The 12722-nt window shown below is 67.6% G+C and carries 13 protein-coding genes; 3 read left to right on the top strand and 10 right to left on the bottom strand.

Annotated elements, in window-relative coordinates; all coding sequences use genetic code 11:
- The first annotated feature begins 14 nt into the window (after nt 1–14).
- On the top strand, nt 15–455 hold the full coding sequence (locus tag OVO38_RS10320) for a hypothetical protein (protein WP_267208436.1): 441 nt from the start codon (nt 15–17) through the stop codon (nt 453–455).
- A 336-nt stretch (nt 456–791) separates the two neighbouring features.
- Nucleotides 792–2162, top strand: a complete 1371-nt coding sequence (locus OVO38_RS10315) for an AIPR family protein (protein ID WP_122085953.1) — start codon at nt 792–794, stop codon at nt 2160–2162.
- Nucleotides 2163–2167: 5 nt separating this feature from the next.
- Here the strand turns inward: OVO38_RS10315 and OVO38_RS10310 are convergent, their stop codons facing one another.
- Nucleotides 2168–2488: a hypothetical protein gene (locus OVO38_RS10310; RefSeq protein ID WP_095553858.1), complete on the bottom strand. Its 321-nt coding sequence runs from the start codon at nt 2486–2488 to the stop codon at nt 2168–2170.
- A gap of 6 nt (nt 2489–2494) precedes the next feature.
- Nucleotides 2495–3469, bottom strand: a complete 975-nt coding sequence (locus tag OVO38_RS10305) for a bile acid:sodium symporter family protein (protein WP_095548023.1) — start codon at nt 3467–3469, stop codon at nt 2495–2497.
- Between the two features lie 23 nt (nt 3470–3492).
- Here OVO38_RS10305 and OVO38_RS10300 point away from each other — a divergent pair, with 23 nt between their 5' ends.
- The gene (locus tag OVO38_RS10300; RefSeq protein WP_267208435.1) at nt 3493–4593 is read left to right on the top strand and encodes an NADH:flavin oxidoreductase/NADH oxidase; all 1101 of its coding nucleotides are present in this window, start codon (nt 3493–3495) and stop codon (nt 4591–4593) included.
- 79 nt (nt 4594–4672) lie between these two features.
- Here OVO38_RS10300 and OVO38_RS10295 read toward each other — a convergent pair whose 3' ends face one another.
- The 8 genes from OVO38_RS10295 to OVO38_RS10260 all read right to left on the bottom strand — a co-directional run bounded on the left by OVO38_RS10295 (nt 4673) and on the right by OVO38_RS10260 (nt 12574).
- Entirely contained in the window at nt 4673–5047 is a 375-nt protein-coding gene (locus OVO38_RS10295) for a Rieske (2Fe-2S) protein (protein WP_095553856.1), read from the bottom strand.
- Entirely contained in the window at nt 5044–5901 is an 858-nt protein-coding gene (gene trpA / locus OVO38_RS10290; protein ID WP_267208434.1) for a tryptophan synthase subunit alpha, read from the bottom strand. The genes OVO38_RS10295 and trpA overlap by 4 nt, the downstream gene beginning before the upstream one ends.
- A gap of 1 nt (nt 5902) precedes the next feature.
- A complete protein-coding gene (gene trpB / locus OVO38_RS10285) occupies nt 5903–7150 on the bottom strand; it encodes a tryptophan synthase subunit beta (RefSeq protein ID WP_095553854.1) in 1248 nt (415 codons plus the stop codon).
- The gene (trpCF, locus tag OVO38_RS10280; RefSeq protein WP_267208433.1) at nt 7143–8582 is read right to left on the bottom strand and encodes a bifunctional indole-3-glycerol-phosphate synthase TrpC/phosphoribosylanthranilate isomerase TrpF; all 1440 of its coding nucleotides are present in this window, start codon (nt 8580–8582) and stop codon (nt 7143–7145) included. The genes trpB and trpCF overlap by 8 nt, the downstream gene beginning before the upstream one ends.
- Nucleotides 8575–9603 (bottom strand): anthranilate phosphoribosyltransferase, encoded by a 1029-nt coding sequence (gene trpD, locus OVO38_RS10275; protein WP_267208432.1) that lies wholly within the window; start codon nt 9601–9603, stop codon nt 8575–8577. The genes trpCF and trpD overlap by 8 nt, the downstream gene beginning before the upstream one ends.
- Entirely contained in the window at nt 9590–10216 is a 627-nt protein-coding gene (locus OVO38_RS10270) for a glutamine amidotransferase-related protein (protein ID WP_095553852.1), read from the bottom strand. The genes trpD and OVO38_RS10270 overlap by 14 nt, the downstream gene beginning before the upstream one ends.
- The gene (locus OVO38_RS10265; protein ID WP_095553851.1) at nt 10213–11799 is read right to left on the bottom strand and encodes an anthranilate synthase component 1; all 1587 of its coding nucleotides are present in this window, start codon (nt 11797–11799) and stop codon (nt 10213–10215) included. The genes OVO38_RS10270 and OVO38_RS10265 overlap by 4 nt, the downstream gene beginning before the upstream one ends.
- Before the next feature lie 313 nt (nt 11800–12112).
- Nucleotides 12113–12574, bottom strand: a complete 462-nt coding sequence (locus OVO38_RS10260) for an SdpI family protein (protein ID WP_233126988.1) — start codon at nt 12572–12574, stop codon at nt 12113–12115.
- Nucleotides 12575–12722 lie beyond the last annotated feature (148 nt).

Here is a 12722-nt window from a genome sequence, read left to right as displayed (position 1 = left end):
GAGAGGAACTTCCCATGAAGCGCTCCGCATCCGCTGCACTCGCAGCAGTAACCGCACTGTCCCTCGCCGTCGCTCCGGCGTACGCGCAGGATGACGCCAACGGCCCGAAGGAGGATCAGGGAGCCTCTTCTTCCCAGGCTGAGGGCAAGGATGGGGAGAAGACCGGCTCCTCCGACATCACCGATGAGGCCGCAAAGAACTACTTCGAGGCCAACAAGGACAAGGCCACCGGCATCGTCAAGGCGTCTACCGAAGGCAAGGAGGGCGAGTTCAAGGATTTGAACGACGCATTCCTGTCCTCCATCAAGAGCGACGCGTCCAACGATTGGGCACCTGGCAAGACCGCCAACATCCTGCTCGGCACCGGCATCGGCGCGCTCGTGCTCGGCATCCTGGCTGCCGTCGCTGCAAGCGGCGCAGTTCCGGGCCTGGGCGACATAAAGCTCCCGTTCTAAGCTCGAGCGCCTCGTACCGAGGTAGCTTTACGCCCCCGGGCCAACTGTGTGTGCAGTCGGTCTCGGGGGCGTTGTTGTGTCAGTGCCACCGGAACAAAAGCAGCTGTCTCTAATGTGCGACGTATATCACTAAATAGAAGGTTGCGTTCCTAACCCGGAGCACTTATGCTCGGTACCAGTGGTTGATACAAGGTCGCCACGTCGACAACGTGAACTGCCCTGGACAGGGCGGTGGGCTGAACTTGGCCGGACGGCCAGGTGGATTCCGGAACCTCTGGGGTCGGTGCATACGCATCCAGTCGTGTGTCGAACACCCCAACAGGAAAGGAATCCACCATGTCCGTACCCACGCAAGACAAAACCGTCACCTTCAAGGTCGAGCTGCGCAATGACGCCAACGTCGGCCCGCTCTACCGCATCAGCGGCGCGGTGAAGATCAAGAATCTGGTCGACCTCATCAGCATCGAGGATCTGACGGCAAACCCCCGTCGTCCGAAGCGCACGACGATCACTGAGGACATCATGCAGACGATCCAGACCGCGCCGGAGATGCTCCCCTTCTACTCCAAAGGCATCCTGATCGGATCCTCGGACGTGGTCGAGCGCGATCGCGACCGCTTCCAGCTCCACTTCGCCGACCCGGACCGCGAAGGCGTCCTCGACGGCGGCCACAACCTGATGGCTATCGCGCTGGTACTCCTCGGCGAGGTCGGCGTGAGCGAGAAGGCGCTGCGGAAGGTGAAGTTCTGGGACCAGCTCAAGGAAGCCTGGGCTGAGAACACGACTGCGCTCAAGGCGCTGCGCCAGGACACCTCCCCCACCCTCGACGCGCTCGTCCCGCTCGAGATCATCGCTCCCCTCGCGGGCCCGGAGGCCGGCGACGGCCTCGCCGAGTTCAACAACCTCATCATGGGCATCTGCGCGAACCGCAACCAGAACGCGCAGTTGGCCGCCGACGCGATCGCGAACAAGAGCGGCGTCTTCGACTTCCTCAAGGAGTCCATGCCCGCCGAGCTGGCCGACCAGGTCACGTGGAGCACCAACGACAACAAGCGGATTGACCCCCGCATGCTCGTCTCGCTGCTGTGGGTGTCGCTGGGCAAGGTGCCGACGCTTGGCAACTACGGCATCAAACCCATCACGCCAACCTCCGCGTACTCCAGCAAGGCGGCCTCGCTGCAGCGATTCACCGACCTGGTCGAGGCGGACGGTGCGGCCGAGAAGACAGACGACGGGAAGAGCTACGTGGTGCTCGATGGCTACATCGCGTCGGCCTTCGAGATGATCGTTGACATCCTCAATTGCTACGACTACATCTACACCGGCTTCAAGGACGCCTATAACGAGAACGGTGGGTCTTTCGGTCGCATCGGCGCGGTGAAGAAGACGTCGAAGGGCGCGAACCGCACCTTGGTCACCAACCAGCTTGTCGAGCACGAGGTGCCGCCGGCCGGCTACCTCATCCCGCTCCTGTTCAGCATTCAGGCGCTGATCAAAGACGACGCCGAGGCCGGACGCCTCACCTGGCACAAGCCGCCGCTGGAGTTCCTGCAGGCGCCGGGCAACCTGACCAAGCTCGTCGGCGCGCTGAAGCCGATCATTGAAATGGCGAATTGGAACCCGCAGACCGTCGGCAAGAACTCAGCCTCATACGAGGTCACCTACGCCAAGCTCAGGGAGCTGCTTTTCGACGACCTGCTCGGGTAGCTCCCCTACCCGATCTCCGGGAACTTCACCTTCGCCTCGCCCCAGAGCCCCTCGAACTCCATCCGGGTCAGGCGGGTGGAGGTGATGCCCTCCAGCGCGTCGTAGGAGTCGGGGTGCGGGACCGCGCCCATCGGCTCGTTGGCCTGGCCGATGACGCACCCCTCCGTGTACACACCGGTGATGGTCTCGTTCGGGTCCAGCTCGATCATGCGGACCATGGTGCAGCGGTCGCTCGAGATCTCCTCCAGCTCCGCAATGTTGAGCAGCTCTCCCCCGAGCTCCGGCACCTGGTAGTGGATGCGCACGTAATGTTTCACGTGAAACATCTCCTTCTAGTGTTGCGATTCGTCTGCACCAGCGTAACGCGAGACGTACGAGGAGCAGATCACCAGCTGCGTCATGTGGTAGATCATGAGCGGAATAATGAGGGTGCCCAGGGTCGCCCCGCCAAACATCACCGAGGCCATGGGCAGACCCGTGGCCAACGACTTCTGTGTCCCGCACTGCTGGATAGCCACGGTGTCCGCGCGGCTGAAGCCGAGCTTGCCCGGCACCCAGCCCGTCACCCGCAGCATCGCCACGACGAGGGCCGCCGAAAACACGATGAGAAACAGAATCTGCCACAGCGGCAACTGCGTCCACACTCCGGCGACGACGCCCTGGGAAAACGCCGAGTAGACAACCATCCAGATCGACCCGCGGTCCACGATCTTGGTCGCCTTGGACGCGGCGATCTCGCGGACCCGGGGCAGAAAGTTGTGGGCCAGCTGGCCGAGGAGGAACGGGAGGAGGAGTTGGATGGAGATGTCGAGGAAGACGGAGGCGTCGATAAGCACTCCCCCGCTCGAGCGCATGAGCAGCATGGCGAGGAGCGGGGTGGCGACCACGCCGACGAGCGATGAGAGGCTCGCGGCGACGACCGCGCCGCTGACGTTGCCGCGCGCGATGCCGGTGAGCGCGACGGAGGATTGGACTGTCGACGGCACGAGCGTGAGGAAGAGGATGCCCTGGTAGAGCTCCGGCGAGACGACCGCGGAGAGCGGGCGAAGGAGGATGCCGATGAGCGGGTACACGACGAACGTGCACGCGAGGATGGCGGCGTGGAGCCTCCAGTGGGTCAGACCGTTGAGGGCCTCGCGGGTGGAGAGGCGCGCGCCGTAGAGGAAGAAGAGGAGCGCGATCGCGAGCTTGACCGCGACGCTGAATCCGTCGGCGAAAGCGCCCCGCGCGGGCAGGACGAACGCGATGAGGGCCGAGACGATGATGCCGGCGACCAGGGGGTCGATGCGGGTGAGGAAGTTTGGCATGGTTGAAGTCTATGCTTGGGCGCATGCGATTGAGCGACACATTGACTCTCCGCGACCTGGAAATCCGCAACCGCATCTGGCTGCCGCCGATGTGTCAATACCAGGCGAGCGGGCGCGACGGCATCCCGCGGTCCTGGCACATGGTCCACTACGGGGCGCGCGCCGCAGGCGGCTTCGGGCTCATCATCGCGGAAGCCTCCGGCGTCGTGCCCGAGGGACGCATTTCCCCGTTCTGCGCGGGTATATGGTCCGACGAGCACGCGAAGGCGTGGGCGCCGATCGTGGATTTCGCGCACGAGATGGGTGCGAAGATGGGGATCCAGCTGGGCCACGCGGGCCGGAAGGCGTCGACCTACCCCATGTTGCCCGACAACAAGGGGCGCGGCACGGTGCCGCCGGAGGAGGGTGGCTGGGAAACGCTCGGCCCGAGCGCGATCGCCGCGGACGGGCAGGCCGTCCCCCGCGCGATGACGCTGGAGGAGGTTCGCGCCGTGCCCGGCCAGTTCGCCCAGGCCGCGAAGCACGCTGTCGACGCCGGGTTCGACCTCGTGGAGATCCACGGCGCGCACGGTTACCTGCTCCACCAGTTCCTCTCCCCGATGTCCAACGAGCGCGATGACGAGTACGGCGGCGACTTCGACGGCCGCACCCGCCTCCTGCGGGAGGTCGTCGACGCCGTCCGCGCGGCCATCCCCGAGGGCATGCCGCTGCTCGTGCGCCTCTCCGCCACCGACTGGGTCGAGCCCGACGGCTGGCGCGCGGAGGACTCGGAGCGCCTCGCTCCCCTGCTCGCCGAGGCAGGCGTGGACCTCATCGACGTCTCCACCGGCGGCAACGTCCCGGCCGACATCTCCGCTGCGCCCGGGTACCAGGTCGACTTCGCGCGCCGCGTCCGCGAGGCCTCCGGTCTCCCCACCGCTGCGGTGGGCATGCTTGTCGACGCCACCCAGACCCAAGCCATCCTCGACCGCGAAGAGGCCGACGCGGTCCTCATCGGTCGCGCGGCGCTCCGCAACGCGGAGTGGGCTATCGACGCGCTGCGGGAACTCGGGGTGGCACCGGCGAAACTGCCGTACCCCGATTCGTACTTCCGCGGATGGGACCGGGCGGCACTGCAGTGCTAAGCCGGTCGAGATAGTTGTGACCCCCAACGATTGGAATGCCAACCATTGGGGGTCGCCGTAATGGAGTATCTGGGTGAAGCTAGACCTGGCCGTCGGTCGCGACGAGGTTTTCCCCCTGATCCTCCAACGGCACTTCCCGCAGTCCCGCCACGGAGGGGCCGGACACCTTGTCACCCGTCGCGGTATTGAACACGGAGCCGTGCGCGGTGCACTTCACGTTCTCGCCCTCGACGACGGTGATCTTCTGCTGCTGGTGCGGGCATACCGAGGAGTAGGCGACGTACTCGCCGGCGGTCGGCTGGGCGATGATGAAGTGGTCGAGGATGACCGAGCTGCCGACGGGGACCGCGGTCTTGGCTACCTCCTCGCTCGGGGGCTCGCCGCAGGCGGCGAGGAACGCGCCGGCGAAGGTGGTGGCAGTGCCGAGGAGGAAGAGGCGTCGTGAACAAGTCATGCCTTTATCGTAGCCTCTTTCATCTGTGCGACGTAGGCGGACAGTTCCCTGGTGAGCGCGTCCATGTCCGTAATCCGCGCCGGCTCGGGGTGCGTGTGCTCTGTGTACTTGGCCACGATGTTGGCGATGGCGGAGCCGGTAATCGCGCCTGCCGCCCCGGCCGCGATCGCGTCGGCGACGTGCTGCGGAGTTGAAATGCCGAAGCCAAGCAGCACCGGCGCCCCGCCGTACGACTGCACGTTGTCCACCACCTCGCGCAGACCCTCCACCGACGCGGCCTTGTCGGCCCCCGTCACGCCGTCGCGGGAGATGGCGTAGATGTAGCCGCGGGACTGCGCCGCCACCCCCTCGAGCGTCTGCGCGCTCGCCTTTGCGGGTGCGATGTAGATCGGGCAGATGCCCGCCGCCTCCGCCGCCGCGCTGAACGCTGCCGACTCGCGCACGGGCACGTCGGGCAGGAGCACGCTGTCCGCTCCCGCATCGCGGAACGCCGCGTAGAACTCGTCCAACCCGCGCACGTAGGCGACGTTGGCGTAGATGAGCATGCCGATGGGGAGATCCGGGTAGCGCTCGCGGATGGTCCGCACCTGCGCGAGAGCCTTATCGACGCTCGCGCCTCCGTCCAGCGCACGCACATGGGCCGCCTGGATCGCGGGACCGTCCGCAACAGGGTCGGAGAACGGAACACCGAGTTCGAGGGCGTCGGCTCCGGCGGTCACGACGGCGTCGATAATGCGCAGCGCGTCCTCGGGGGTGGGGTCGGACAGCATGACGAAGGGGACGAATGCCCCCTCGCCTTTTGCCTCCAGTGCCGCGAACGTTGAATCATAACGTGACGTAGTAGGGGTGGACATCTTAGTTGGTCTCCTTCCGTGCAATCACCCAATCCGGGTGGCTTTCCAGGGTCGCGCGGACGTGCGCGACGTCCTTGTCGCCGCGGCCCGAGAGCGACACGAGGATGGTCAGGGGCTCTGCATCGCGCGGGTGCGAGGCTGCGCGGTCGAGCGCGTACGCGAGCGCGTGCGAGGACTCGAGGGCCGGAATGATGCCCTCGTACCGAGACAGCATCTGGAACGCGCGCAGCGCCGCCTCATCGGTGACGGGGGCGTACCGAGCGCGCCCGGACTTGGCCAGGTGCGCGTGCTCGGGGCCGACGGCCGGGTAGTCAAGCCCGGCGGAGATGGAGTAGGACTCCTCCACTTGCCCGTCGGCGTCGCGCATGAGGTAGGAGCGCGTGCCGTGGAGGATGCCCACGGTACCGGCTGCGATCGCGGCCCCGTGCTTGCCCACGCCGACACCCTCTCCCCCGGGCTCCACGCCGACGAGCTCGACGGCGGACTCCTCGATGAAGTCGGCAAACATGCCGATCGCGTTCGAGCCGCCGCCGACGCAGGCGCACACCACATCCGGCAACGCGCCCACGCGGTCCTGCATCTGCGCCTTCGCCTCGGCGGAGATGACGCGGTGGAGCTCCTTCACCATTTTGGGGAACGGGTGCGGACCCGCCGCCGTGCCGAGCAGGTAGTGGGACTCGTGGAAGGTGGCGGTCCAGTCGCGGAGCGCCTCGTTCACCGCGTCCTTGAGCGTGCCGGCGCCCGAGTCCACGCCGACGACTTCCGCGCCCATGAGACGCATCCTGTAGACGTTGGGCTCCTGGCGGGCCATGTCGACCTTTCCCATGTAGATCACGCAGTCCAGGCCCAGGAGCGCGCACGCGAGCGCCGTCGCGGTGCCGTGCTGGCCGGCGCCGGTCTCCGCGATGATGCGGGTCTTGCCCATCTTCTTGGCCAGGAGCGCCTGGCCGATCACCTGGTTTGTCTTGTGCGCGCCGCCGTGGACGAGGTCCTCGCGCTTGAGAAAGATCCGCGCGTTGGCGCCATCGAGCGGCAGGTTCCGGCACTCGGTGAGCGGCGTGGGGCGGCCGAGGTAGTCGCGGAGCAGGCCTCGGTATTCGGCCATGAACTCTTCGTCCTCCCACGCGTCGACGAAGGCGCGCTCGAGCTGGTCAAGCGCGGGGAGGAGCGACTCCGGCACGTACTGGCCGCCGAACTCGCCGTAGTAGGCTGGCAGGATCGTGCTGCCGCCGTGGGTGTAATCACTCATTGTTCGTCCTTGGGTAGTGGTAATTGCCAATGATGTTGAATGCGCGCCGCAGCGCCGCTGCGTCCTTCCGCCCGGCCCACGCGCCGGCGCCCGCCGGGTACTCCACCCCGGAGTTCAGGTCCACGCCCGTGCAGCCGACGCTGAGCGCATCCTCGAGGTTGCCGGGGTGGAGTCCGCCGGCGAGCAGCGCGTGGCCGCGTACCTGGGCCGGAATGTCGGCCCAGCGGAAGGTCTCGCCAGAGCCCCCGTCGCGCGCGTCGAGCACAAGCTTGTCCGCACTCCCCTGCAGCCCCAGCGCGACCCCGCCCCCATCACCGGCGCTCATGGAAACCGCGCGCCACACCTCGATGCCGGCGCCGACCTCCCCGCGGACGCGGCCGACGAGGTCGAGCTCCGCCTCGATCGACCCTTGGTAGGGCGCATGGACCTGGACGGCGGCGATGCCGGGCTGGATGAGGTCCTCGTACCCGGAGGTCCGCCGGGAAACCGCGACGTACTTGAGGCCCGGCTCGTGCGCGATAATGTCAGCCGATGTTTCACGTGAAACATTGCGGGGGCTCGCCTCTTCGAAGATGAGGCCGCCGTAGACGGCGCCCGCTGCCTTGGCCGCCTGCGCCGCCGACCAGGAGGTGAGGCCGCAGACCTTGTTCGGCCCGTACACCAGCTCGCGGGCAGCGAGGTCGACGTCCGGCTGGCCTGTCAGCTGCGAACCGACGAGGAAGCCGTCGGAGTGCGCGCCGAGCTGGCGCACGGTCTCGACGTCGCGGATGCCCGACTCGGCAACCACCGCCGCCCCTTCGGGCGCGAGCGTGGCCAGCCGGGCCGAGCGCGTGAGGTCGATGGTGAGGTCGTGGAGGTTCCTGTGGTTGACGCCGAAGATGCGCGCCCCGAGCCGGGTGGCGCGCGCCGCTTCCTCCTCGTCGATCACCTCGGTGAGGACGTCCATCCCAAGCGAGTCCGCGAGCGCGGACAATCGGGCGTAGGTGGCGTCGTCCAACACTGAAAGCATGAGGAGGATGGCGTCCGCGCCGTAGTAGCGGGCGGCGTAGACCTGGACGTCGTCGATGATGAAGTCCTTGCACAACACCGGCAGGTGGGTGCTTGACGCCACCGTCGCCAGGTGGTCGTAGTCCCCACCGAAGCGGTCCGGCTCGCACAGCACCGAAATGCCGGCGGCGTACCGGGAGTAGATGCGCGCGATAGCGCCTGGCTCGTAGTGGTCGCGGATCAGGCCCAGTGAGGGCGAGGAGGACTTGCACTCCATGATGAAGCTCGTTCCCTCCCGCTTGAGGTTGTCGTAGAGGGAGCGCTCCGATTTGGGTAACGTGTCGAAATTGACGTGGTCGACACGCTGCCGGATTTCGTCAAGGTGACCCTTTCGCCCCTCGACAATGTCCTCCAGCACCGTGGGCAACTCGGCAGGCTTAGGCACTGTAGTCAGCCTCCTCGTGGCGGCGCAACCAGGTGTGCACGGTGGCGTCGGCAAGCAATGCGTGCGCGTGCTGCACGCCGTCGGCGATGGTGTCGGTGGTGCCGTAGAGGTAGAACATGGCGCCGGCGGTGGCGGCGACAGCGTCGCGGTGCGCCTGCGGGCCTTCGCCGGCGAAGGTGGCGCGCATCGCCGCAGCGTTCGCTTCCCCGTCGCCACCGCGCAGGTCCTCCAGCGAGTGACGCGCGAGGCCGAGCTCCTCCGGGGTGACGGTGGAGTGGGTGATCGCGCCGTCGCGGTCGAGCTCCCAGATCTGCGACTCGCCGTGGACCGCGAGTTCGTCGGTGCCTGCCCCGTGGACGACCATGGCGCGGCCGCGCCCGAGCTCGCGCATGGTCTCCGCGATGAGCTGGCCTTGCGCCGGGTTGGCAATGCCCATGATTTGGAACTCGGGGCGCGCCGGCGACAGCAGCGGGCCCATCGTATTGAAGAGCGTGGACACGCCGAGCGCCTTGCGCACCGGCTGCACGTGCGCGATCGCCGGGTTGTACGCCGGCGCGAACAGGAACGTGAAGTTGGAGGATTCGAACTGGCGCACGGCGCGCTCCGGGTCCAGGTCCAGCGGGATGTTCAGCGCTTCGAGCACGTCGGCCGATCCGGACTTGGACGATACTGAGCGGTTGCCGCACTTAATCATCTTCACCCCGCCCGCGGCCGCGACCAGTGAGGCGGCCGTGGTGATGTTGATGGTGTTCGCGCCGTCGCCGCCGGTGCCCGCGGTGTCCATGAGCCCCTCCCCCGTCACGGGGAACGGTCGGCCGGCCGCGAGGAACGCGCGCGCCGCGCCCGCCACGTCCGCGAATGTCTCGCCGCGGGTGCGGATGGTGGCGAGCAGCGCGGCGATGTGGACGTCGTCGTAATCGCCCACCGTGAGCGGGGTGAACGCCTCGACCGCCTCCTCCAGCGAGGGTGCACGGTTGTCCAGGAAGCGCTTGAGGATTGCCAGGGATTTATCGGTTGCCATTGTTCGTTCCTTTCTTCAGCAGCAGGTCCACGCTGCGCCGCAGCATCGTCGGCCCTGCCGGGGTGAGGATGGATTCGGGGTGAAACTGCAGGCCGAGGGACATGCCGTCGTCGCTCGCCGCGGCCATGACCGCGGCGCCAATGTCGGTGGCGGTGTGCGCGAGCGCGTGCATCCCCGCCGGCACCGCGGTGGCGCCCAGCGAGTGGTAGCGCGCCACCGGCACGAGTCGCCCGCGCTGCCCCGGGATGTCGTCCACGGTCATGCCCGCAAACAGCGGCGAGTCCTGTCCGGCGTCCGTGAGGGCCATGCTTATCGACGCCCCATGCACCGGCCCGCACGGCCGCACCGCTCCCCCGAAGTGCTCGACCAGGGCCTGGTACCCCAGGCAGATCCCGAGGATTGGGATCCGCCCTTGCGCCCGGTCGATGAGCTTGGCCATGCACCCGGCGTCCGCGGGGTACCCGGGCCCGGGCGACAGCACTATTAAGTCCGGCTCAGTAGCGAGCACGGCGTCGGCGCTGACGGTGTTGCGGAACACTGTTGAGTCGTACTCAGCGAGCGCGTCGACCAGGTTGTACACAAACGAGTCCTGGTTATCCAGCAAGGCGATCATTTCTCCACCTCCAGTTCGGCACCGGCCGCCAGCGCGATCGCGTTGAGCACCGCGTAGGCCTTGTGCAGCGTCTCGTCGGCCTCGGACTGCGGGTTGGAATCGCGCACCACACCGGCCCCGGCCTGCACCACGGCGGTGCCGCCGGTGACGTACGCGGAACGGATCACGATGCAGGTATCCATGTCGCCGCTACCCTGCAGGTACCCGACCGCACCGCCGTAGGAACCGCGCCGGTGCCCCTCCAGCTCGCGCAGCAACTCAGTCGCACGCAGCTTCGGTGCGCCGGTGAGCGTGCCCATGTTCATGCAGGCGCGGTAGGCGTCGAGGGCGTCGAGGTCCCCGGCCAGCTCGGCCGTGACCCGCGAGACCAGGTGCATCACCCGTGAGTACCGGTCCACCTGCAGCAGATCGACCACCCTGCGGGTGCCCGGGGTGGCCACGCGGGCGACGTCGTTACGCGCCAGGTCCACCAGCATGGTGTGCTCCGCGACCTCTTTGGCGTCGGTGCGCAGCTGCAGCTCCATGCGCGTATCCAGCTCGTGGTCGATCGAGCCGTCCTCGGCCAGGCCGCGCGGGCGGGTGCCGGCAATCGGGTAGAGTTGGACCTCGCGGTTGGCCTGGGTGTACTTCAGGTTGGACTCCGGCGAGGCGCCGAAGAGCTCGTACGCCTCCCCGCGCGTGTCCACGCCCCGGAGGTAGAACATGTACGGCGACGGGTTGGTCGCGCGCAGCTGCAGGTAGGCGGCGAAGGCGTCGGCGCACTCGGTGATAAAGCTGCGCGCCGGCACCACCTGGTAGATGTCGCCGTTGGCAATGTTGCCTTTGAGCTTATCGACGTCAGCGCAGAACCGTTCGTCCGAGATGTCGGTACGCACGCGCAAGGTGCCGGCCGCGCTCGGGGTCGGCTGGTACGCGTCGGCGGTGCCGGGCTCGGCGGCGTCGATACGCGCGGCGAGGTCGTCGAGGTCGATGCCGTCGCCGGCCGCGTCCACGCCTGCGAGGTACGCGGTCTGGGACTGGTGGTCGATGCGCAGCAGGACCTCCGCGAGCACGTACTGGTAGTCGGGGTACGTGTTCGCGCCGTCGGCAACCCGTGGCAGGTCCTCGAAGGTCTCGAGGTAGTCGTAGGCGAAGCCGCCGGCGAGCAGCGGGAAGTCCTCGTCGCCGTACCCGGCGCCGGTGGTCAGCGCGCGCAGGACCTCCACCGTGGAGGTGGCGGTGAGGCGTTCGCGCTCGTCCGCGGCGTCGGAGGCGGGGAACGCGTAGACGTCGGCCCGGGCGCCCGGGGTGAGGTACTCCCCCAGCTGCTCGCGGAGCCGCGCGGCGAGCACTCGGCCGGACTCGGTGAGCGGGAGTACGGTGACGCGGTCGCCCTGGCAGGTCACGCGCAGCGAGGCGCGCAGCACCGCGACGGACTGGAGCCCGGAGCGGGTGGTGATGTCGGCCGACTCAAGCAGCACGGAGTCGGGCGTGGTGGTGCCGCCGAGGTGGGCGAACAGGCTTGCGGCGTCCGCGTGGTAGCGCACGTCGCGGCGCGTTACCTGGGGCGCGGCGCCCGGCGGAGTATTCGGGGGGTTGCTCATTGTCGTCCTTCGTGTGTGCTGACACCGAGGGCTCTGGAGCGGAAAGGCCCGCGGTGCTTGAGTTGGTCCAAGCTGGCGGGCCGTGAAATGGGGAACCTACAATCGGTGGCACGCCGTCTACGCGCGCCACCACCAGTTGGTCAGAGTCATGTAAGTCACAAGAGCTACGGTAGCGGGTCGGCGCGCGATCCGCAGCAGTTTGGTAAAAGTCCTGCGTGGGTGTGAAAGTAATTCCAGTGCGCGCCGCCGTGCCCGGGCAAAACAAAAACCGCAATGTTTCACGTGAAACATTGCGGTGCGGTGGTGCGGGGCGCTACTCCTCGCCGTCGGCCTTTCCGGCCGCGCGGCGCAGCGCATCCAGGTTCACCTGGGGCGCCGGCACCTCTTCGGCGGGTTCGTCGGGCTCGTGCAGTGCGGCGTCGGCAAGCTTGGCTGCCTTCGTGCCGTAGTTGCCGCCGACGGCGAACGCGGCCACCGCGGCGATGAGGGCGACGGCCGGCGCGACCCAGACCCAGCCCTCCGCGATGAAGGCGAACGCCGCGCCGATCGCCATCGCGACGCCGGCCAGCAGGGCGAACGGCCCGACGACGCGGTGGGCGGTGACCCACGTGCTCTCGTTCTTGCGCACCTCCGGGAGGCGGAGGCCGATGACGTTGTTGCCGGGAAGCTTGCCGGCGGTGGCCATCGCGCCCGGGATGAGGAAGAGGAGCGCGCCAATGATGAACAGGATGCCAAGGACGATGTTCAGCGTGGTCATGGTTGCAAACGGGGACATAGGGATAGGATAAACCGGTCCGGCTGTGGGGCCGAATTCTTGCGGTGGCTGGGTGGGGCGTGGGGGCGTCGATAAGCGACTGCCCGCTGCCGGCCGAAAAGATTTTGCGAAAGTTCGCAATTCGGGCCGTGAATAAGGAACAATAACA

Origin of the sequence: Corynebacterium sp. Marseille-P8863 (assembly GCF_946902955.1) — a bacterium.
GTDB lineage: Bacteria > Actinomycetota > Actinomycetes > Mycobacteriales > Mycobacteriaceae > Corynebacterium > Corynebacterium gottingense.
The sequence above is the reverse complement of the archived record's forward strand: the minus strand, read 5'-3'. Positions and strand labels throughout refer to the sequence as shown.